General features: G+C 73.3%; 15 protein-coding genes. 7 read left to right on the top strand and 8 right to left on the bottom strand.

Annotated elements, in window-relative coordinates:
- Positions 1-26 precede the first annotated feature (26 nt).
- The 7 genes from ABZ721_RS35905 to ABZ721_RS35875 form a co-directional block, all read right to left on the bottom strand.
- Positions 27-1,634: an alpha/beta hydrolase gene (locus ABZ721_RS35905; protein ID WP_358792988.1), complete on the bottom strand. Its 1,608-nt coding sequence runs from the start codon at positions 1,632-1,634 to the stop codon at positions 27-29.
- Positions 1,635-1,723: 89 nt separating this feature from the next.
- A complete protein-coding gene (locus ABZ721_RS35900; protein WP_358792987.1) occupies positions 1,724-2,794 on the bottom strand; it encodes a hypothetical protein in 1,071 nt (356 codons plus the stop codon).
- A complete protein-coding gene (locus ABZ721_RS35895; protein WP_358792986.1) occupies positions 2,782-3,450 on the bottom strand; it encodes a hypothetical protein in 669 nt (222 codons plus the stop codon). Before ABZ721_RS35895 ends, ABZ721_RS35900 begins: the two co-directional genes overlap by 13 nt.
- 235 nt (positions 3,451-3,685) lie before the next feature.
- Positions 3,686-4,804: a phosphotransferase family protein gene (locus tag ABZ721_RS35890; RefSeq protein WP_358792985.1), complete on the bottom strand. Its 1,119-nt coding sequence runs from the start codon at positions 4,802-4,804 to the stop codon at positions 3,686-3,688.
- A 261-nt stretch (positions 4,805-5,065) separates the two neighbouring features.
- Positions 5,066-6,223 (bottom strand): hypothetical protein, encoded by a 1,158-nt coding sequence (locus ABZ721_RS35885; RefSeq protein WP_358792984.1) that lies wholly within the window; start codon positions 6,221-6,223, stop codon positions 5,066-5,068.
- A gap of 91 nt (positions 6,224-6,314) precedes the next feature.
- Entirely contained in the window at positions 6,315-7,073 is a 759-nt protein-coding gene (locus tag ABZ721_RS35880; protein WP_358792983.1) for a VC0807 family protein, read from the bottom strand.
- A gap of 124 nt (positions 7,074-7,197) precedes the next feature.
- A complete protein-coding gene (locus ABZ721_RS35875) occupies positions 7,198-9,765 on the bottom strand; it encodes a flippase-like domain-containing protein (protein ID WP_358792982.1) in 2,568 nt (855 codons plus the stop codon).
- 443 nt (positions 9,766-10,208) lie between these two features.
- Here ABZ721_RS35875 and ABZ721_RS35870 point away from each other — a divergent pair, with 443 nt between their 5' ends.
- The 3 genes from ABZ721_RS35870 to ABZ721_RS35860 all read left to right on the top strand — a co-directional run bounded on the left by ABZ721_RS35870 (position 10,209) and on the right by ABZ721_RS35860 (position 14,390).
- Positions 10,209-10,565: an MGMT family protein gene (locus ABZ721_RS35870; protein ID WP_358792981.1), complete on the top strand. Its 357-nt coding sequence runs from the start codon at positions 10,209-10,211 to the stop codon at positions 10,563-10,565.
- A 32-nt stretch (positions 10,566-10,597) separates the two neighbouring features.
- Entirely contained in the window at positions 10,598-10,747 is a 150-nt protein-coding gene (locus tag ABZ721_RS35865) for a hypothetical protein (protein ID WP_358792980.1), read from the top strand.
- A gap of 235 nt (positions 10,748-10,982) precedes the next feature.
- Positions 10,983-14,390 (top strand): UvrD-helicase domain-containing protein, encoded by a 3,408-nt coding sequence (locus ABZ721_RS35860; RefSeq protein WP_358792995.1) that lies wholly within the window; start codon positions 10,983-10,985, stop codon positions 14,388-14,390.
- 60 nt (positions 14,391-14,450) lie between these two features.
- Here the strand turns inward: ABZ721_RS35860 and ABZ721_RS35855 are convergent, their stop codons facing one another.
- Complete coding sequence (locus ABZ721_RS35855; protein WP_358792979.1) at positions 14,451-14,744, bottom strand: hypothetical protein; 294 nt, start codon at positions 14,742-14,744, stop codon at positions 14,451-14,453.
- Here ABZ721_RS35855 and ABZ721_RS35850 point away from each other — a divergent pair.
- The 4 genes from ABZ721_RS35850 to ABZ721_RS35835 all read left to right on the top strand — a co-directional run bounded on the left by ABZ721_RS35850 (position 14,737) and on the right by ABZ721_RS35835 (position 21,459).
- A complete protein-coding gene (locus ABZ721_RS35850; RefSeq protein ID WP_358792978.1) occupies positions 14,737-15,309 on the top strand; it encodes a hypothetical protein in 573 nt (190 codons plus the stop codon). The genes ABZ721_RS35855 and ABZ721_RS35850 overlap by 8 nt on opposite strands.
- A gap of 106 nt (positions 15,310-15,415) precedes the next feature.
- Positions 15,416-16,222: a hypothetical protein gene (locus ABZ721_RS35845; protein ID WP_358792977.1), complete on the top strand. Its 807-nt coding sequence runs from the start codon at positions 15,416-15,418 to the stop codon at positions 16,220-16,222.
- A gap of 98 nt (positions 16,223-16,320) precedes the next feature.
- Entirely contained in the window at positions 16,321-19,893 is a 3,573-nt protein-coding gene (locus tag ABZ721_RS35840) for a UvrD-helicase domain-containing protein (RefSeq protein WP_358792976.1), read from the top strand.
- A 147-nt stretch (positions 19,894-20,040) separates the two neighbouring features.
- The gene (locus ABZ721_RS35835) at positions 20,041-21,459 is read left to right on the top strand and encodes a dipeptidase (RefSeq protein ID WP_358792975.1); all 1,419 of its coding nucleotides are present in this window, start codon (positions 20,041-20,043) and stop codon (positions 21,457-21,459) included.
- Positions 21,460-21,541: the final 82 nt, after the last annotated feature.

The raw sequence follows: 21,541 nt of genomic DNA, 5'->3' as shown, positions 1-21,541 counted from the left end.
CCCCTTTATACGTGTATACGTGACGGCTAGGAGCAGACGGTGCCCTTGGCCGGCACCTTCCCGTCCAGCAGGTAGGCGTTGACGGTCTTCGTCATGCAGGCGTTGCCGCTGTTGTACGCGCCGTGCCCCTCGCCCTGGTACGTGATCTCGATCCCGACCTCCGCACCGAGCCCGGTCGCCATCTTCCGTGCGCCCTCGTACGGTGTGGCGGGGTCGCCGGTGTTGCCGATGACGAGCATGGGCGCGGCGCCCGGGGCGCTCACGTCCGGCGTCTGCCAGTTCCCCGGCACGGGCCATCCGGTGCACGCCGGCAGGCTCCAGGCCAGGAAGTCGCCGAAGATCGGCGAGGCCCGGCGGAACGCCGGCAGCTTCTCCCGCACCTGCTCCTGGGTGTAACGCTGCTTGGCGTCGGCGCAGTTGACGGCCGTGTTGGCCGGCATCAGGTTGTTGTAGCGGCCCTTCTGGTCGCGGCCGGCGAACGAGTCGGCGAAGGCGAGCAGCAGATTGCCCCGACCGGTCTCCTTGGCCTCGCTGAGCGCCATGGTCAGGTACTTCCAGTCGTCCTTCGAGTACAGCGTGGCGGCGATCCCGTTGGTCGCGATGGTCTGGGTGACCTCGCGGCCGTCGTTGGTCGGCAGCGGCTTCCCGTCGAGCTTCGCCAGGAACGCGGCCACCCACCGGTCGCCGGCCTGCCGGCTGCCGCCGGTCGGGCAGTCGGCGGTGTGCTGCGCGCAGTCCGTCAGGTAGTTGTCCAGCGCGAGCTGGAAGCCCTTCGCCTGGCCGAGGCCGGCCTGCTCCGGGTCGAGCGTCGGGTCGACCACGCCGTCGAGGACCGCGCGGCCCACCGTGCCCGGGAACAGGTGGGCGTAGACGCCGCCCAGCTCCGTCCCGTACGAGATGCCGAAGTAGTACAGCTTCCGGTCACCCAGCACCTGGCGCATCAGATCCATGTCGCGGGCGGCACTGATGGTGTCCACGTGCGGCAGCACCGCGCCGGAGTTCTTCACACACGCCGCCACCAGCTTGCTCAGGTCGGCCTTCTGCGCCCGCATCTCGTCGGGCGTGTCGGGCGTCCCGTCGATCGACCGCGAGGCGTCCGTGGCCCGGTCGTCCAGGCACCGCACGCCCCGGCTCTCACCGACGCCGCGCGGGTCGAAGCTCACCAGGTCGTAGCGCGTCCGCAGCTTGGCGTAGTCCTTGCCGAACGACGGCAGCGCGGCCACCCCGGAGCCGCCGGGACCGCCGAAGTTGAAGAGCAGCGACCCGATCCGGCCGCTGCCCTTGGCCTTGGCGCGGATCATCGCGAGACCGATGGTCGGCCCGTCCGGCTTGGCGTAGTCCAGCGGCGCCTTGAGCGTCGAGCACTGCCACTCGCTCCCCGGCGCCCGCCCGTCGGCCCCCTGCGCCACGCTCGGCGCCGGACACCGCCGCCAGCTCAGCTGCTGCCCCGTCAGCGACCCGGGCAGCGCCGCCGGCCCGCCGGCCGCCGGCGTACCGCCGCCCGTCACGGAAGCCGTCACCGACGGCTTGTCATCCGCGGCGCCGGCATCCCCGCCCGTACACCCCGCCGCCCCCAGCGCCACGACCAACGCGACACCGACCGCCGCGCCCCGCCGCACCCGTACGTCGTTCATGCGTCTCCCACCCGTCGTTCCCAATGCGCGGATGATCCCATACGGGCGGATAGGTCCGCTCATGGATACGCCGGGGGTGAGCCTTGCGGTCAGCGGACGATGCTCTGGATCTCGCGGACGGTGACGGCCTTGGGCTCGTTGATGACGCCGTCCGGCAGACCGCTCCCGGCACCGTTGGAGCCGACCCAGTTGACGTTCCACGTCGCGGTCACATTGAGCTGGTACGCACCGGAACCCGCCGTCGACCGCAGATACGTGACGCCGCAGGGCGGGTTGCCGGTCGCGCCCTTGGAGTACGCGGCGCCCACCGTGCCGTCCGGGGCGATCGGGCACTGGCCCGAGCCGGGGAACACCGTCGCGTCGGCGGTCCCGGGCTGGATGCGCACGCTCCGCGCCTGCGCGGTGGTCTCGGCCCAGATCTCGCGGCCGCCCCCGAGGTTGACGGACGCGCGGACCTTCACCGGCGTGTACTTCTCCTTGAGCCACACCCACGTCGGCAGGTTGACCGTCTGGCCGGTCGCCGGGCTCATGGTGATCGTCACGCCCGGCAGGCGCGTGCTCGCGTAGGCGAGCTTGGCGAGCATCTCCGGGGTGATGACGTGCTTCGTCCCGGCCGGCGGGTCCTCGCCGTTCGGCACCCACCGCGGCGTCTGGTCGTTGCACCCCATCTGGTCGAACGCGCTGGCGGCGGGGTTGGTGGACACCGCCCACCACTGGCCCTTGCCCTCCTGCTCGACGTTGAAGTCCTTGTAGCCCTTGTCGTCGGGGTAGTCGAACCCGCTCTGGTAGTGGGCGAGGTCCTGACCCATGGCGGTGGAGGCGGTGCCGTGGACGTCGGGGGAGGTCTCGTGGAAGTTCTTGAGGTACTCGGCCTTGAACTCCTTGGCGCTGTACTTCGGTCCGAACCAGCACGGCGGCGGCGTCCAGGACGTGTCGACGGAGGCGATCTGCTTGCGGCCGGGGTCGGTGGCGCCGGGGGTGACCGCCGTGATGGAGACACCGGCGCTCACGGAGCCGTTGTTGTTGCCGCCGGACTGCTGCGTCGTGGGCGGCTTCGGCAGGTCCTCGTCGGCGTAGCTCGTTCCGGCGGCGGCTATGACGGCGACCACGGCGAGGGCCAACGCCCGTCCCAGCGGCAACGCGTTACCTATGGCTTGCACTGCAGCGCACTCTCCTTCACCACGATGGATTTCGCCTGCCACAGATCGACGCCGGGCCGGAACTTCGCCAGGACGAGCTCGTACGACGAGTAGCTCCTGACGCTCTCGGCGTTGACGTGGACCTTCCCGGTCGGGATCTCCTTGCTGTACAACTTGCCCTGGTTCTCGCAGAGGGTGACCTTGGCGGAGGTCTTGTTGGCCGCGATCGTGACCTGGGGCCGGTAGAAGCCGGCGGTGCCGGTGAGGGTCCGCTTCAGATCCACGCGGAGCTTGATGTAGCTCTTCCCGTACGCGAGGGCCTGGTCGGTGGAGTAGGTCCGCAGCCCGCTCTTCGGGAAGCTCTGTGTGACGACGCCGTGCGCCAGGGACTGCAGGTAGTTCGCCGTGGTGGTCAGAACGAGCGCCTGGGCGGGGTCCGCCGGCGCCGTCCAGGCGAAGTCCAGCTTCAGATCGGCCGGCAGCGCCAGGCTCGGGTCGACCGCCGTCGGGGCTCCGGTCGCCGCGGCCGTGGTCGCGGAGGCGGACGGCGCGGCCGTCTGCGCACCCTTGATCGTGTCCGATCCGCCGTCCGACCCGCCGCTCCCGCCGCAGGCGGTGAGCAGGACGGCGGACGCGGCCGCGAGGGCGACGGCGGTGAGCGCTGTGGGGGCTCGCATGAAGGTGAAGGGCTCCCGGTCGGTGGGTGGGCACCGGCGGGTCAGCTCTCTGTACGCCCCCGTGGTCCCCGTACGTAGGACGTACGACGTTACCCAAGGGACGCGGGAGGAGCGAGGGAGGGTCCGTGCCTAACGCGTCACGTTCATGTCACTGTCGGCGCACGGGACGTGGCGGGCCGGTCGGTCGGGGAAGGGCGGTGCTCTCCCCGGCCGACCGCGCCGGGGCCATGGGTCGTTACCAGTAGCGGTTGTCGATCATGGCTTCCAGGGACGTGCGGTGCATGATCAGGTCATCCGGGTCGGCCGGGAGGGGGCGTTCGCCGAAGTGGATCTGGCGGTAGCCGATGCGGAGCATCACGTTGGCGTGCCGCAGTGCCGCGTACAGGGTGTGGAAGTCCAGGTCGCGGGGGGTGTGGCCGGTGGCGTCGCGGTAGCGGTCGGCGATGGCGTCGCGGGTCATGAAGTCGGGCAGGCCCGGGTAGCCGGTCTGCTCCGTGAGGTCCTGGAAGAAGCGGTGGAGGTAGATCATCCAGCCGAGGTCGAGCTCGCGGGGGCCGAGCGCGGCCATCTCCCAGTCGAGGACGGCCACGGGGTCGAAGCCCGCGTAGAGGATGTTGCCGATCCGGGCGTCGCCCCAGCTCAGGACGGTGGGGCCCGGGTCCGCCGGCCAGATCTCGTCGAGCCGTTCGAAGGCGCGCTCGATGAGCGGCGAGCTGGGTCGGCCCTCGATCACCCAGTGGTAGTAGTCGCGTTGGGCCGCGACATGGTCGCGCAGGGCGTCGCCGGACGGGCCGGCCAGGAACGCGACCGACTCGACGGGGACGGTGTGCAGCTCCGCCAGCACGTCGACGGTGGAGTGCTGGAGGTGCTCGCGGTCGGCGGGGTCGGCGTCGAAGAGCCAGTTGTCGCCGTAGGTGTACGGCATGACGTCGGGCGGCACGCGCCCCTCGACGCGTTCCATGACGAAGAACGGCGCGCCGAGCGGCGCCGGGTCGTTCTCCAGACAGATCAGGGCCGGGACGGGTGCCTTGCTGTGCTGGGCGACGGCCTCGATGGTGCGGTACTGGCGCTCCATGTCGTAGACGGGGAAGGCCGCGTACGCGTCGGGGTCGGCGGCCAGCCGCAGGACGCAGGGCCGCAGCTGCTGGCGGGCGGTGCCCGCCCGGTGCGGCACGGCGAGGTCGAACAGGACGGTCTCGCTGGACATGCCGTTCGAGGACGGGACGTGGAAGGAGCGGGTGTGCGCACCGGGTTCGCGCGCGTGCAGCCAGGCGTCGAGCCGCTGCCGGAGGAGCTTCGGATCGCGGGTGCTGGTGGTCAGGTGCGGCGCGGGGGGCGGGGTCGGGCTCGACACGGTTCCTCCTTGCGGGCCTTGCCGGACAGGGGCTTCGGCTACCCCCCATTACTTGCCGGGATCGGAGGGGAGTACGCGGGTGTGCTCCAACGGGCTACGGGGTGGCGAACGGAAGTTGACGGACGGACGGACGTGGCGGACGGGCGGACGGGCGGACGTGGCGGACGTGGCGGACGTGGCGGACGGTCGGGACGTGGCGGCCGGTGCGGAGTCGGCGGACGGTCCGGACTCGGCGGGCAGTCCGGACGTGGCGGGCCGGGGCTACGGCGCCACCGAGTCGAAGCCGGCGAACCCGCTGGGGTCGTGCCGCCCGAAGCTGCCGTGCTCGAAGATCCCGTAACCGGTGGCGCCGTCCCAGGTGAACCGGGCCGCGTGGTCGATGACGCCGTACGCCGCCAGCCCCAGCCCCGCCGGGTCCGACAGGTCGTACGTGCGGCGGTCCAGCCAGCCGCGGCCCTTCCACTCGCCGTGCTGCCAGTCGCCGGCCGGCGGATATCCCGCGCCGACCGCCAGCGGGCTGCCGCCCAGCAGCTCGGCGTGGATCTCGATCGGCTTGCGGTCGGCGCCGGTGAGGTGGATGACGGCCGACTCGGGGTGCCGGCTGCCGGAGCGGTACGTGATGTCGACGTGCGCGCGGCCCAGTTGCTCGTCGGGACGGCCGGCGTCGGCGGGGTGGACGAGGACGGCGCTGTCGAGGGTGCGGTAGCCGTCGGCGTCCTCCTGGAGGATCACCATGACGAAGCGGTCCTCGAAGCGGATCGGGATCCACAGCCAGTGGAAGCCCTCGGTACGGAACTCCTCCGCCGCCCGGCCGGGCGCTTCGCCGGGGATGGGGCGCACGCCCCAGCTGCGGTCGCGGGTGGCGGTGAAGCGGCCGCGCTCGACGGTGATCTCCCGGCCGCCCGTACGGATCACGCCATGGCAGCTGCCCGCCTGGCAGAACCGGTTGGCCTCCAGGAAGAGCCGGTCGCCGGTGTACTGGATGTGGTGCGGCTCCTCGACGGCCGGGAAGTCCGCCTCCCAGACCAGGTCGAAGGAGAGGCTCGCCGCCTCGTCCCCGGCGTCGTCGCCCTGTTCCTGTTCCTGTTCCGGTTCACACACCAGCCGCAGCCGCTTGAGCGGTTCCTGCACCTCGATGCGCAGCGGGCCGACCTGCTGCCGCATCCGGTCCTCGCCCAGCGCGTCGGAGGCCCTGACGGCGATGAGCCGGTCGCCCTGGAGGAGCGTCGCGTAGGCGTCGGTGACGCCGAGGTTGGGATAGACGCCGAGGCCGGTGATGAGCAGTGCCCGGCCCTCGTGGTCGAAGACCTGGAATATCGACCGGTCGTAGGCGTTGCGGTCGCCGCTGGCGACATGGCGCATGGAGCGGGCGATCTGGTGCACGGGGTACTCGTCCAGCGGAACGGGGCGTTGTGGCACGGCCGTCTCCTCCTCTGCGTCGAGAAGTCTCTGACGGTACGTCAGCTAATGTCGCCGGGCCTAGATCCGTGCACGGAGATACGTGCGCGGATCACTCGGATTTCGGACCGGGGACACCGACGGTGCCGTCCTGCGCCGCGGCCTCCTCCGCGATCATCCGCTCGATCGGGTTGGTGGCGATGGCGCCGACCACCGCCGCGAGCAGGATGGACCCGATCAGCAGGACGGTCGACAGCCAGACCATGGTGGAGACCGGCAGGACGAAGGCCAGCACGATCCGCGCGACGCACTCGGCCAGCAGGCAGGCGCCCCAGATCACGCTGAAGAGCACCTCCGCGCGGCGGAAGCGCGGGTCGACGGCCGTCAGCCGGTCCCAGGCGCGGACGTTGGCGGCCCTGCCCTTCGTCATGAAGGGCTTCAGCCCGGCGGACATCAGCGGCTTCCCGGTGGCGGCCGCGACCAGTACGGAGAGGCCCACGACGCTGCTGAGGGCCGAGTCCTTGACGATCATCAGGCGGGCGTCGCCCGTGACGAAGCTGAGGACGATGCCCACGAGGTTGACCGCCAGGATGATGCCGGCCAGGCCGTTGAACGACCGGTCGCGCACCGCCCCGACGACGGTGCGGACGCCGGGGACGACGCTGCTCAGCAGGAGTGCCGGGACCAGGCCGACGCCGAAGCCGTCGCGCAGCAGGTAGTACGAACCGAGCGGCACGGCGATGTCGAGCACGAGCGGCCGCGCCATCGCCGCCAGCGGGTTGGGCTCCCGCTCGGCACCAGCCCCGTCGACCGCCCCCATTCCGGTTACCGCCTCGGGCCGGACCCGCGCCTCGTGCTGCACCTGCGTCATTCCCGGCTCCTCCGTGAGAACGTCCCGTTCCGCCTTCAGGAAGAGCTTCGCGCGGAGGGAGGTCCGCCCGACAGAGATGGATCTCCGGGCTTCGGCGGTACAAATGTCCCGGCCGCCACCGGACTCAGAGATCGCCCCGGCGGCTGAGGTAGTTGAAGGAGAGCCACCCCGGCAGCACGGGGAGCCAGAACGTCAGCAGCCGGAAGAGCAGCACCGCCGGCGTGGCGATCGTGCCCGGCAGGCCGGCCGCGATCAGACCACCGGTGAGGGCGAACTCGACCGCGCCGACGCCGCCGGGGGTCGGCGCCGCCGAGCCGAGGGCGTTGCCCGCGAGGAAGACGACGGCGATCGTCGAGTAGCTGAGGCTGCCGCCGAAGGAGCGTACGCAGGCGTCGAGACAGATGATGAAGGTGACCGTGACCATCAGCGTGCCGCCGATGCCCGTCACCAGCTTCGCCGGACGCTGCAGCACGTCGAGCATGCGCGGGATGACCCCCGCGAACAGCGCCCGCACCCGGGTGGAGACGAACTTGCGCAGCGTCGGGATCGCCGTCCCGACCAGCACCAGCACCCCCGCGGTGAGGAGTCCGGCCATCACCGTGCGGGACGGTGACAGGGACGGCGTCTTCTCGGTGCCGGTGATGTAGCCGAACGTCAGCAGCAGCAGGATGTGCGAGCCGAGGCCGACCAGTTGCGACGCGCCGACGCTCGCCACCGCGAGGCCCGGCCGGACGCCCGTCTTCTGCAGGTAGCGGGTGTTGAGGGCGACGCCGCCGACCGCCGCCGGGGCGACGAGCTTGACGAAGGAGCCGGCGATCTGCGCCATGACCGTCCGGAACAGCGACAGCCGTTCCGGCACGAAGCCGGCCAGCGCGCACGCCGCCGCCACGTAGCTGAGCGCGGAGCCGACCACGGCGACGGCCGCCCAGCCCCAGTTCGCCCGGGAGATCGTGTCGGCGATCGGCACCGAGCTGATCTGCGACAGCAGGAAGTACGCGGCGAAGGCGCCCGCGATGACGGTGACCAGCGTGCGGGGCTTGATCCGCTCCAGGCGGACCGGCTCCACCGGCGCCTGTGGGCGGATGAGCAGCACCTGCTGGCGGATCTTGGCGAGCAGGTCCTCCTCGCGGGCCTCGTCCTGGGCCACCTCGATGGCCCGCTTCTCGGCCCGCTTCTCGGCCTTGGCCGACCCGCGCGAGGGAGCGGCCACGGCCGCCGAGAGGCGCGCCTCCTTGTCGGCCGCCGACGCGGCGAGCACGGCGTCCCGCTCGCGCTGCGCCCGCTCGCGGTTCAGCTGCTTCAGCTCCGCGCGGGTCGAGCGGCTCAGCGCGATCGGCTGCAGCAGCGGCAGGGAGTTCGCGACGGCGTCGGGGCCGAGGACGGCGACGGCCGTCTTCACCGCCCGCTCCGGGCCGACGCGCAGCGCGATGGTCGTCAGCAGCTGGGCGATGTCCATCCGCAGCACGATGTCGCCGGCCGCGATCTCGCCGCCGCGCAGGTCCGTCAGAAAGACCTTGCCGGAACGATCCACCAGAAGGGAGTCCCCGATCAGCCGCCGGTGCGCGATGCGCCGCGACTGGAGCGCCTTGACCTGCTGCCAGGCGTTGGAGAGCAGGTCGTAGGTCAGCTCGTCGTCCGGCAGCGCGTTCAGCCGGCGGCCGCCGATGTGCTCGTAGACCAGCATGACGGCGTCCGGGCCCAGCTCGGAGGTGGCGATCAGCTTCGGCGCGTTGGCCCCGGCGGCGATGGCCGCGTACGCGAGCAGCGCCTCCTGCTCCAGCGTCTGGCGCAGCGACTGCAGGCTGCGCCGCTGGTTGATGCCGCGCAGCGAGATCCGCCGCCACACCCGGTAGAAGAAGCCGTGCGCCTGCTGCTCGCGGTCCACGACGGTGACGTCGAGCGGCGGGCCGTCCTCCAGCGTGACGAGGTAGCCGCGGCCGCGCTCGGAGTCCGGGGTCTCGGGGACCTCGTCGTCCGCGCGGCGGGTGGTCAGCGGTGCGAAGCCGACGCGGCGCAGGCCGGCGAGCAGGTTCTGGCCGGTCGGCCGGACGTTCGGCGAGCCGACCGAGTACAGGGTGCCGTAGGCGACCGTCCAGCCGATCAGCACCGTCACGACGATCGAGAACGGCGTCGTGTAACCGCCGACCAGCACCGCGAACGCGTCCAGCAGCAGCACGAACCACAGCAGCACGCGCCAGCGCGGGCGCCGGGCCATGCCGACGGCCGTCATGTACGCGATGACCGGCGCCAGGTAGCCGTGCACGGGGTCGGTGATCCCGCCGCCGCTCGGCGCGAGCTGGGTCAGCGCGGCCCGGATCGGGTCCGGGGCGGCGTTGGTCACCCACAGGTCGGTGGCCAGCGCCACGCCGTGGGCGAGGACGGCGGCGAGCACCCCGTCGGCGATCCGCAGCCCGTCCCGCTTGATCAGCCGCTCGATCGCGAAGGCGACCGGGACGATCAGTACGGCGATGCTCGCGGTGAGGCCGGCGAACGTGCTCAGCGCGTCGGGCGCGTTGCGCGCGCCCTTGGCGATGTCCGCCTCGACGCCGCTGGTGGTGGCGTGGGCGAAACCGGCAATCGCCATGACGACGGCGATGCCGAGCAGGCCGAGCAGGAAGCGCATGAGGTCGGCGGGACGGTGCACGCGGGCGGCGAGCAGCGGCTCGTCGCTGGAGACGTCGTCGCTGTGCACGACCTCGGGCTCGTCCAGGACGCGGGCGGGCGTGGAGCCCGCGGAGGGCGTGATGGCTCCGGAAGCCGTGGAGGCCGCAGTGGCAGTGGAGGTTCCGGAGGCTGTGGCGGCTCCCGGAGCCCCGGCTGCCCCGGCTGCCGCAGCAGCGGTGCTCGCCGCGGCGGCCGTGGAGGCTCCTGCCACCTCGGGAGCGGTGTCCGCTTCGGAGGCTTCTGCCGCCTTGGTCCGTCCGGCGCCTCCGGCGGCCTCCGGTGTCCCCGCACCGGGCGACGACACGTCAACGGCGCGTCCGGCCGATGCGGCCGCCGCGTCCTGTTCGTGCTGTCCCGCTGCCTCGTCCTGCTCGCTTATCACCTGTCACCCCGCCGACGATGGTGGCATGAGCGGTCCGGGGATGCGCGCTGAACCCCCCGTTGTCGGTGGTCTGAGGCAGGATGGGCCGGATGAGTGAGCGGACGGACGAGGGTGCCGGGCCCTCCGAATACGTGGAGCGGGTGCTCGAAACCGCCGAGGCCATCCCACCCGGCCGGGTGATGACGTACGGGGACGTCGCCGAGTGGCTGGACGAGGGAGGGCCGCGGCAGGTCGGCCGCGTCATGGCGCTGTACGGGGGCGCCGTGCCGTGGTGGCGCGTGGTGCGCTCCGACGGCCGGCTGCTGCCCGGTCACGAGCTGCGGGCGCTGGCGCACTACCGCGAGGAGGGCACGCCGCTGCGGGAGGCGGCGCGCTCCGCCGAGGGCCACGTGCCGCGCGTCGACATGCGGCGGGCCCGGTGGGACGGCGCGCCCGCCGGGAAGTGACGACCGGATGCTCACGTTCCCCAGCTTCGGCCATGGCGGCCCGGAACATGCGGTGGGGCGTCCGTACGGAGTACGGCGGCGGCTACGCGGATGAGGTGAGTGAGCATGCGGTCGAGTACGTGACCGACTCCACGCCCGAACACGGGCGGGACTGGCTGCGGCCCGTGTGCCGGGAGGCGTAGCGTCGACAGCTGACCGCACCGGCGCCACCGCGGGCACCGTCCGGACCACCGGGCAGTCGCGACACCCGGGCCGCCCGCAGCACCCGCAGCCCGCGAAGCACCGTAGCCACCCGATCCACCCGATCCACTCACAGCACCCACGGAACCGGCGAACCACGTGACCTCCTCCTCCCTCCGACCGGCGCAGCGCGCGCCGCACCGGGGGATCGACACGGGCACCGGCGCCTACCGTCTGCTGCGGACCCCGCCCGCGCGGACCGCGCCTCCTGTTCTGGACGCCGCACAGCGCGCGGTGGTTGAGCACCGCTCGGGACCGCTGCTGGTCCTGGCGGGACCGGGCACCGGCAAGACCACGACCCTGGTCGAGGCGGTCGCCGAACGGGTGCGGCTCGGCACGGACCCCGAGCGGATCCTCGTCCTGACGTTCAGCCGCAAGGCGGCCGTCGAGCTGCGGGACCGGATGGCGGCCCGCCTGGGGGGCACCGCCACCGCGCAGGCGACCACGTTCCACTCCTTCTGCTACGCCCTGCTCCGCGCGCACCAGGACCCGGAGCTCTTCGCCGATCCCCTGCGGCTGCTGTCCGGGCCCGAGCAGGACGTCGTCGTCCGCGAGCTGCTGACGGGTCAGAGCGCGCTGGAGAAGGACGGCCGCGGCCGGATCCGCTGGCCCGACGACCTGCGGGCCGCGCGCACCACCCGCGGCTTCGCGGACGAGGTGCGCGCCGTGCTCGCGCGCAGCCGGGAGCTGGGGCTGGGACCGGCCGCGCTGCAGGACTTCGCCCGGCGGATCGGCCGCCCGGACTGGTCGGCGGCGGCGTCCTTCCTCGCCGAGTACCTGGACGTGCTCGACCTCCAGGGCGTCCTGGACTACGCCGAGCTGCTGCACCGGGCGGTGCTGCTCGCCGAGCGCCCGGAGGTCTTCGACGTCCTGTCGCGGCAGTACGACGCGGTCTTCGTCGACGAGTACCAGGACACCGACCCGGCGCAGGTCCGGCTGCTGCGTGCGCTGGCGGGCCAGGGCCGCACGCTCGTCGCCTTCGGTGACCCGGACCAGTCGATCTACGCCTTCCGCGGCGCCGACGTGAACGGCATCCTGGAGTTCCCCGACGCCTTCCCGCGCCGCGACGGCCGTCCGGCCCCCGTCCACGTCCTCACCGTCTCGCGCCGGGCCGGCGCCGCCCTGCTGGACGCCACCCGCCTCGTCACCCGCCGGATGTCGCTGCCGCGGCTGCCGGCGGCGGCCGTCCGCGCCCACCGCGAGCTGACGGCGGTCCGGGAGGGCGGCACGGTCGCCGTCCGCACGTACCCGATGGCGGGCGCCGAGCTCGACGGCATCGCCGACACCCTGCGCCGCGCCCATCTGGAGGACGGCGTCCCGTGGCGGGAGATGGCCGTCCTGGTCCGCGCCGGCGCCCGCTCCATCCCGGGCCTGCGCCGGGCGCTGACCTCCGCGGGGGTCCCCGTCGAGATAGACGGCGACGACCTCCCCCTCCGTCATGAGCCCGCCGTCGCCCCGCTCCTGCTGGCGCTGCGCGTCGCCGCCGCGGGCGCGCAGGAGGCGCCCGTGGTGCCGGCCCAGAGCCGCTCGGGCGAGCCGGACGGGCCGGACGGGCCGGGGGAGCCGAGCGAGGCGGACGAGGGCGAGGACGAGCCGGGCGACGACGAGGCGGTATCCGACGCCCCCGACCCCGAGCCCGACACCGAGCCCGACCCCGAACCCGACACCGAGCCCGAACCCGACCCCGGCTCGATCAGCGTCGAGGACGCGATCACGCTGCTGACGTCACCCCTCGGCGGCATGGACGCCGCCGACCTGCGCCGTCTCGGACGGGCCCTGCGCGAGGAGGAGCGGGCCGCCGGCCGTGCCGTGCCGCGCCCCTCCGATCTGCTGATCGCGGAGGCGCTGGGCGAGCCGGAGCGACTCGTGGCGCACGACCCGGCGTACGCGCGCGGCGCGCAGCGGCTCGGGCTGCTGCTGCGCAAGGCGCGGGAGCTGATGGCGGGCGGCGGCACGGCGGAGCAGGCGCTGTGGGAGCTGTGGGACGGGTCGACGTGGCCGCAGCGGCTGGAGCGGTCGGCGACGCGCGGCGGAACGGCCGGCCGGAACGCGGACCGCGACCTGGACGCCGTGTGCGCGCTGTTCGAGACGGCGGCGCGCGCCGAGGAGCGGACCGGCGGCCGAGGCGCGCTGAACTTCCTGGAGGAGCTGGACGCGCAGGACATCGCCGCCGACACGTTGAGCCGCCGGGCCGTCCGCACCGACGCGGTCCGCCTGATGACCGCGCACCGGTCCAAGGGGCTGGAGTGGCGGCTGGTGGTGGTCGCCGGAGTGCAGGAGGGCCTCTGGCCCGACCTGCGCCGCCGGGGTTCGCTGCTGGAGGCCGACCGGATCGGTCGTGACGGACTCGCCGAACCGCTCACCCCGGCCGCGCTGCTGGCCGAGGAGCGGCGGCTGTTCTACGTGGCGGCGACCCGCGCCAAGGAGCGGCTCGTCGTCACGGCGGTCAAGGCGGCGGCCGACGACGGCGACCAGCCGTCCCGCTTCCTGACCGAGCTGGGCGTCGAGCCGCAGGACGTCACGCACCGAGCGCGCCGCCCGCTGGCCGTCTCGGCGCTCGTCGCGGAGCTGCGCGCGACCACCGTCGACCCGGCCGCGTCCCCGGCGCTGCGCGAGGCCGCCGCGCTGCGGCTGGCCCGGCTCGCCTCGCTCAACGACGCCGGGCACGCGCTCGTGCCCTCCGCGCACCCCGACCGCTGGTGGGGCCTGTACGAGCCGACGCGTTCGGCCGTCCCGCTGCGCGACCGCGACCAGCCGGTGGCGCTGTCGGGCAGCGCGCTGGACCAGCTCGCGAACACGTGCTCGCTGCAGTGGTTCCTGGGCCGCGAGGTGAAGGCGGAGCCGCCGTCGACCGCCGCGCAGGGCTTCGGGAACGTCGTGCACGTGCTGGCCGACGAGGTCGCCTCCGGGCGGACCCCCGCCGACCTGGACGTGCTGATGGCCCGGCTGGACTCGGTCTGGGACGCCCTCGCCTTCGACGCGCCCTGGAAGTCCCTCCAGGAGAAGCGGAACGCGCGGGACGCGCTGGAACGCTTCCTGCACTGGCACGTGATGGAGCGCGGCCGCACCCCCGTCGCCACCGAGCACGGCTTCGACGTCGTCATCGAGGCGGGCGAGGTGCAGGTCCGCGTCCGCGGCAGCATGGACCGGGTCGAGGCGGACGCGGACGGCAACGCGTACGTCGTCGACTTCAAGACCGGCAAGTCCAAGCCGACGGCGAAGGAGGTCGAGCGCCACCCGCAGCTCGCCGTCTACCAGCTCGCGGTCCGCGAGGGCGCGGTCGACGAGCTCTTCGGCGGCGAGCGCCCGCTGCCGGGCGGCGCCGAACTGGTGCAGCTGCGCCTCGGGGCGGCGAAGAAGGACGGCGGCGACACCGTGCCCGCCGTCCAGCGCCAGCAGCCCCTCGTGGAGAAGCGGCAGGAGGGGGACGGCGAGGGGGAGTGGGCGGTGGAGGACCTGCTGGCCGGTGCGGCCGGCCGCGTCCTGGACGAGCGCTTCGCCCCCGCCACCGGCCAGCACTGCACGCACTGCGCGTTCCGCGCGGCCTGCAGCGCCCAGCCGGAGGGCCGGCACGTCGTGGAGTAGTCCGCCGGGCGCGGATGTGACCGGTGTCTCCTTGGTGCAACCCTTCCCGCCGTTCGGGCGTCAGTTCGGTACAGGGGCATCCGCGCTGGGGCGGGTGTGCGGGGACGCGGGTTGAGGGAAAGTGGCCGTCGTGGCGTTGAGGCGCAGTGTTGTCGCAGTCGTTGTGGTCTGCGTCGCGGCCGTGGGGGCGCTCTCCGGCTGCCAGGACACGGCGGAGCGCGGCAGATCGGTCCAGCCGGCGTCGAGGTCCGCGAACGCGACCCACGCGTCGGACGGTTCGCTGAACGGGTTGTCGGCGCCGGAGATCTCCCGCCGGCTCTGGGACACGATGAATTCCGTCAGCTCCATGACCATGGAGGTCTCCATGGTCGTGCGGGGCAAGCCGGCGCAGGTGAAGATCGCCGCGACCAGGAGCGGAGCCTGCGCGGCCGCCGCTCGGATGAACGGTGGGACGACGCAGATCGTCAGAACCGCCGACAGGACCGCCTACGTCAAGGGCGATGCCGCGTACTGGTCGGCCATGGGCCCCAAGGGCAAGGCGTTCGGGGCACTCGCGGCCGACCGGTGGATCAAGTTCGCCGCCACCTCGACCCCCGGCAAACGGCTCTCGAAGAGCTGCGACGTGGCGAACGTCGTCGGAATCCTGCGGTCGGAGCACGAAACGGCCACGAAGGGTGCCCCGGGAACGATCGACGGGAAGCCGGTGGTCACCATCAGGAAGAGGGACCGGACGGGGACCGCGACGTACTACGTGGCCGCTCAGGGCCCGGCCTACCTCCTCAAGGTCACGGACCCGACCGGACCGACCATGACCTTCGGTTCCTTCGACAAGCCGGTCAACGTCACGGCTCCGCCCGCCAACCGGACGATCGACGTCAGCCGGCTCGGCGGGGACTCCGGCCTGGGCCTCGACGCCTGACCGTCCGCTCCGCGGCCTCGGGCGCTCGGCCCGGGTCAAACCCGTTGCGTCCGCATGTTTATCTTGTGCTTATCAGTGTGGCGCGTGTGGGTGGAGGAGAAGTTCGGTGGCAGGACAGCGGAACGTCGTGGCGGCCTCATTGGTCTGTGCGGCCCTGGTGGGTGGGCTGACCGGCTGCGGGGGCGACAAGGCGGACGACGCGGTGATCGGGTCGAAGCTGAGGCCGACGGCCTCGGCGAGCACCACGGCACCGACCGGACTCGACGCCCTGACCGCGCGGCAGATCTCGGACAAGGCCGAAGCGACCCTCAAGGCCCTCAAGGCGGTGCGGGTGGAGGTGGTCGGCATCAGCGACGGCAAGCCCCTGCAGTTGAAGGCCTCGATGTCCACCGCGGGCGAGTGCGCGGGTGCGGTGAGCCAGGACAAGCAGACGATGCAGTTCATCGGCACGCACCACACCAGCTACATCAAGGGCAACGACTCCTTCTGGCTCGACGCGGGCGGCAAGGACGGCAAGGCCATGGTCGAGCTGCTGCACGGCAAGTGGATGCAGGTACCGGGCGACGCCGCCAAGGACGAGGACCTGCGGTCCTTCTGCGACCTGGACTCGTTCTTCGACGAGATGTCGTCGGACGACACCGACGGCACCTTCACCAAGGGAGCCCCGACCACGGTCGCCGGGCAGCCGGTCGTCACGATCATCCAGAAGAAGGCCGGCGAGTCCGAGAAGACGACGATCTACGTGGCGGCCCAGGGGGAGCCGTACCCGTTGAAGGTCGTCGTCGAGGGCGGTGACGAGCCGAACACGGCGACCCTCGCCGACTTCGACAAGCCGGTCAAGGCGGTGGCTCCGCCGGCCTCCCAGACGGTGGACATGAGCAAGTTCACGGACGAGGGCGGCAAGAACGTCTGACGGGCACCTGCGCGCGCCCCGCCGGGTGAGTCCCCGGCGGGGTAGTGCCCCGCCCGGGTGGCCGCCGGTTGTCGGTGGGGCCGGATAGCCTCACTGGGGTGGCAGCACGCATCACGGATCCCGAGCAGCTCAAGGCGCTCCTCGGCATCCCTTTCACCCCGGAGCAGATGGAGTGCGTCACGGCGCCCCTCGCGCCGAACGTGATCGTGGCGGGGGCCGGCTCCGGCAAGACGACGGTCATGGCCGCCCGCGTCGTCTGGCTGGTGGGGACGGGGCAGGTCGCCCCGGAGGAAGTGCTCGGGCTGACGTTCACCAACAAGGCCGCCGGTGAGCTCGCCGAGCGGGTCCGCAAGGCGCTCGTCCAGGCCGGGATCACCGATCCGGACCCGATCGGGCCGCCCGGTTCGCCCGGTTCGCCCGGCGAGGGGGACGGCGCGGCCGGTGAGCCGCAGATCTCGACGTACCACGCGTTCGCCGGCCAGCTGCTCAAGGAGCACGGGCTGCGCATCGGCCTCGAGCCGACCGCCCGGCTGCTCGCCGACGCCACCCGCTACCAGCTCGCCGCGAAGGTGCTGCGGGCCGCGCCCGGCCCGTACCCGGCGCTGACCAAGAGCCTGCCGTCCCTGGTCAGCGACCTGCTGGCGCTGGAGGGCGAGCTCAACGAGCACCTGGTCCGCCCGGACCGGCTGCTCGCCCACGACGCGGGCTGGCTCGACACCCTGACCCCCGTCAAGCTCAGCAACGCGGACCTGCGCAAGCTGCCGGAGACCGCGCGGGCCCGCCAGGACCTCACCGGGCTCGCCGCCGCCTACCGCGAGCAGAAGCAGCGCCGCGACCTGCTCGACTTCGGCGACCAGATCGCCCTGTCGGCGACGGTGGCCCGCACCCGCCCCGAGGTCGGCACGATCCTGCGCGAGCAGTACAAGGTGGTGCTGCTCGACGAGTACCAGGACACCTCCGTCGCCCAGCGGCTGCTGCTCGCCGGGCTGTTCGGCGGCGAGGGCACCGGCCACCCGGTCACCGCCGTCGGCGACCCCTGCCAGGCGATCTACGGCTGGCGCGGCGCCTCCGTCGCCAACCTGGACGACTTCCCCGCCCACTTCCCGAACGCCGACGGGACGCCCGCCCGCCGCTTCTCGCTCAGCGAGAACCGCCGCAGCGGCGGCCGCCTGCTGGACCTCGCCAACGGCCTCGCCACCGAGCTGCGCGCCCGGCACGAGGGCGTCGAGGCGCTGCGCCCCGCCCCCGGCGCCGAGCGCGACGGGCTGGTGCGCTGCGCGCTGCTGCCCAGCCAGGCCGAGGAGATCGAGTGGCTGGCGGACTCGCTGGCCCACCTGGTGCGCACCGGCACCGAGCCCGGCGAGATCGCCGTCCTGTGCCGGACGACGGGCCACTTCGCCGACATCCATGCCGCGCTCGTCGCCCGGGACATCCCCGTCGAGGTCGTGGGCCTGTCCGGGCTGCTCCACCTGCCGGAGGTCGCGGACCTCGTCGCCGTCTGCGAGGTGCTGCACGACCCGACGGCGAACGCCTCGCTGGTCCGGCTGCTCACCGGCCCCCGCTGGCGCATCGGCGCCCGGGACCTGGCGCTGCTCGGCCGCCGGGCCCGCGTCCTGGTCCGGTTCGGCGCGGGCGGCGCGGAGGACGACCCGGAGCGGCGGCTGGCGGCGGCGGTCGAGGGCGTCGACCCCGCCGAGGTCGTCTCCCTCGCCGACGCCCTGGAGACGTTCCTGGACGGCGACCCGGGCGACGAGCTGCCGTTCTCGCCCGAGGCGCGGGTCCGGTTCGCCCGGCTGGCGGCCGAGATACGGGATCTGCGGCGCGCGCTGGCCGACCCGCTGATGGACGTCCTGCACCGGGTGCTCGCGGTCACCGGCCTGGAGGTCGAGCTGTCCGCGTCCCCGCACGCGCTGGCGGCCCGCCGCAAGGAGACGCTCAACGCCTTCCTGGACATAGCGGCCAACTTCGCCTCCCTCGACGGCGAGGCGACCCTCCTCGCCTTCCTCGGCTTCCTGCGCACCGCCGCCCAGTACGAGAAGGGGCTCGACAGCTCGCTGCCCGGCGGTGAGAACACGGTGAAGGTGCTCACCGCGCACAAGTCGAAGGGCCTGGAGTGGGACGTGGTGGCCGTGCCGGGGCTGGTGAGGAAGGGCTTCCCCAACGAGCGCGGGCGTGAGCTGTGGACCGCCAACGCCAAGGTGCTGCCGCACCCGCTGCGCGGTGACGCGGCGACCCTTCCCGACGTCGAGGAATGGTCGAAGGCGGGCCTCGACCGGTTCCGGGACGCGATGAAGGAGCACAACCGGATAGAGGAACTCCGCCTCGGCTACGTGACCTTCACCCGGCCCCGCTCGCTGCTGCTCGGCTCCGGCTACTGGTGGGGGCCCACCCAGAAGAACCCGTACGGCCCGTCCGCGTTCCTGGACGCGCTGCGCGTGCACTGCGAGGCGGGCCACGGCGAGATCGAGCACTGGGCCGAGGAGCCCGCGGAGGACGCCGTCAACCCGGCGCTGGAGACGTCCGTCGAGCACGCCTGGCCGCTGCCGCTCGACGCCACCGCCCTGGAGCGCCGCCGCCAGGCGGCCAGGACGGTCCTCGCGTACCTGGACGCGCCGCAGGAGCACGCGTTCGCCGACGCGTTCCCGGAGGCGGAGGCGTTCCCGGAGGCGGAGGCGTTCACGGAGTCGGAGCCGTTCGCGGGGGCGGGGCCGTTCGCCGACGCCGAGGCGCCGGCGGAGGACGAGCCCGGGTGGGCGGACGAGGAGGAGTGGGAGGACGCCGACTGGGACGAGCTCTCGGCGGAGCGCCCCGAAGGCTTCGAGTATCCCGAAGGCTCCGAGCGCTCCGAGGGCTTCGAGCATCCCGATCCCGGTACCTCCGGCGCGGAGCCGGAGCGCCCCGCCGACCCCGGCCACACGCTCGCCGAGGCCGGCGCCGACGGCGACGCCCCGGCACGGGCGCACCTGCTCCCCGAGGAGGCCCGGCTCGTCGCCTCCTGGGACCGCGACCTGGACGCGCTCGCCGGGGAGCTGCGGCGCGCCCGCGCGACCGTCCGGGACGTGCCGGTGCCCGCCGTCCTGACGGCGTCGCAGCTGATGCGGCTGGCCGCCGACCCGGACGGGTTCGCCCGCGAGCTGGCCCGGCCCATGCCGCGCCCGCCGCAGCCCGCGGCCCGCCGCGGCACCCGCTTCCACGCCTGGGTCGAGTCCCGCTTCGACGAGCGGCCGCTCTTCGCGCCCGAGGACCTGCCCGGGGTCGAGGGCGGGGACGAGATCGACGACGAGCGGGACCTCGCCGTCCTCAAGGAGGCGTTCCTCGGCACCCCGTACGCGGACCGGACGCCGCACCGCGTCGAGGCCCCCTTCCAGCTGGCGCTGGCCGGCCGCATGATCCGCGGCCGCATCGACGCCGTCTACCGGACCGAAGGCCCGGGTGACGGCCCGGACGGCGGCGCCAGCTACGAGATCGTCGACTGGAAGACCAGCCGCTCCCGGTCCGGCGACCCGCTGCAGCTGGCCCTCTACCGCCTCGCCTGGGCCGAGCAGCACGGGCTGCCGCTCGACCGGGTGACCGCCGCGTTCCTGTACGTCCGGACCGGCGACGTCGTCCGGCCCGCGTCCCTGCCGGACCGCGCCGCCCTGGAGCGGCTGCTGCTCGACGAGCCGGACTGACCCGCGACCGGCCGCCGCGACCGATCGGCCGCCGCGATCGGCCGCCGCGACCGGCCTGCCGCCGCGATCGACCGGCCGCCTGCGGCCCCGGCGGCTGATCATGGCCTCCGGCGCCGGCCGTGCGGCGCGCCCGTTAGGCTCGATGCCATGAGCACCGCCCCGGACAGCGCTGTCCACGCCTACATCGACGCCCACCGTTCCTCGTTCCTCGCCGACCTCGTCGAGTGGCTGCGGATCCCGTCCGTCTCCGCGGACCCCGCGCGGGCGGACGACGTGCTGGAGAGCGCGCGCTGGCTGGCGGCGAAACTGGCGGAGACCGGCTTCCCGACCGCCGAGGTCTGGGAGACCGACGGCCTGCCGGCGGTCTTCGCCGAGTGGCCCTCCGGCGACCCGCAGGCGCCGACGGTGCTGGTCTACGGGCACCACGACGTGCAGCCGGCCGCCCGCGAGGACGGCTGGGACACCGACCCCTTCGAGCCGCACACCGCCGACGGCCGGATCCACGCCCGGGGCGCGGCCGACGACAAGGGCCAGGTGTTCTTCCACACACTGGGCCTGCGCGCCCACCTGGCCGCGACGGGCAGGACCGCGCCCGCCGTCAACCTCAAGCTGCTGATCGAGGGTGAGGAGGAGTCCGGTTCGCCGAACTTCCTGAAGCTGATCCAGCAGCGCGCCGACCGGCTGGCCTGCGACGCGGTGATCGTCTCCGACACCGGGATGTGGTCGGAGGACACCCCGACCGTCTGCACCGGCATGCGCGGCCTGGCCGACTGCCAGATCGACCTGTACGGGCCGGACCAGGACATCCACTCGGGTTCGTTCGGCGGAGCGGTGCCCAACCCCGCCACCGAGGCCGCCCGGCTGGTCGCCGCGCTGCACGACGACGACCGGCGGGTGGCGATCCCGGGGTTCTACGACGGGGTCGTCGAGCTGACCGACCGGGAGCGGAAGCTCTTCGCGGCGCTGCCGTTCGAGGAGTCGAAGTGGCTGAGCACCGCCAAGTCCCACGGGGCGCTCGGCGAGGTGGACCACACCACCCTGGAGCGCATCTGGGCCCGGCCGACCGCCGAGGTCAACGGCATGTACGGCGGCTACCAGGGCCCCGGCGGCAAGACCATCGTCCCGGCCTCGGCCCACCTGAAGCTGTCCTTCCGGCTGGTCGCCGGGCAGGACGCGGACGCGGTGCAGCAGCTCGTCACCGACTGGGTCGCCGCCCGGCTCCCGGAGGGCATCCGCCACGAGGTCACGTTCTGGGGCACCACCCGCCCCTGCCTGACCCCGCTCGACCACCCGGCGCTGCAGTCGGTCGTCCGGGCGATGGGCCGGGCGTTCCAGCAGGAGATCCTCTTCACCCGCGAGGGCGGCTCGGGCCCCGCCGCCGATCTGCAGGACGTGCTGGACGTGCCGGTGCTGTTCCTGGGGATCTCCGTTCCGTCCGACGGCTGGCACTCGGTGAACGAGAAGGTCGAGCTCGACCTGCTGTTCAAGGGTGTGGAGACCGCCGCCTACCTCTGGGGCGACCTCGCCGAGAACTGGCGCCCCGCCGCCGACCGGGCCACCGGGTGACGCCGCCGGTTCCGCCGGCGCGCCCCACCGACACCGGTCACCGACCACGACAGCCGCGCTACCGCGTACCGCACGTACGCAC

The organism is Streptomyces sp. NPDC006733, assembly GCF_040636125.1.
In the GTDB taxonomy this organism is placed as follows: domain Bacteria; phylum Actinomycetota; class Actinomycetes; order Streptomycetales; family Streptomycetaceae; genus Actinacidiphila.
The sequence above is the reverse complement of the archived record's forward strand: the minus strand, read 5'-3'. Positions and strand labels throughout refer to the sequence as shown.

Bases quoted from the DNA above. Each gene is read 5' to 3' on its own strand.
- ABZ721_RS35905 (WP_358792988.1), bottom strand. From the start codon at position 1,634: ATGAACGACGTACGGGTGCGGCGGGGCGCGGCGGTCGGTGTCGCGTTG.
- ABZ721_RS35895 (WP_358792986.1), bottom strand. From the start codon at position 3,450: ATGCGAGCCCCCACAGCGCTCACCGCCGTCGCCCTCGCGGCCGCGTCC.
- ABZ721_RS35880 (WP_358792983.1), bottom strand. From the start codon at position 7,073: ATGACGCAGGTGCAGCACGAGGCGCGGGTCCGGCCCGAGGCGGTAACC.
- ABZ721_RS35870 (WP_358792981.1), top strand. From the start codon at position 10,209: ATGAGTGAGCGGACGGACGAGGGTGCCGGGCCCTCCGAATACGTGGAG.
- ABZ721_RS35865 (WP_358792980.1), top strand. From the start codon at position 10,598: ATGGCGGCCCGGAACATGCGGTGGGGCGTCCGTACGGAGTACGGCGGC.
- ABZ721_RS35850 (WP_358792978.1), top strand. From the start codon at position 14,737: ATGACCATGGAGGTCTCCATGGTCGTGCGGGGCAAGCCGGCGCAGGTG.
- ABZ721_RS35855 (WP_358792979.1), bottom strand. From the start codon at position 14,744: ATGGTCATGGAGCTGACGGAATTCATCGTGTCCCAGAGCCGGCGGGAG.
- ABZ721_RS35835 (WP_358792975.1), top strand. From the start codon at position 20,041: ATGAGCACCGCCCCGGACAGCGCTGTCCACGCCTACATCGACGCCCAC.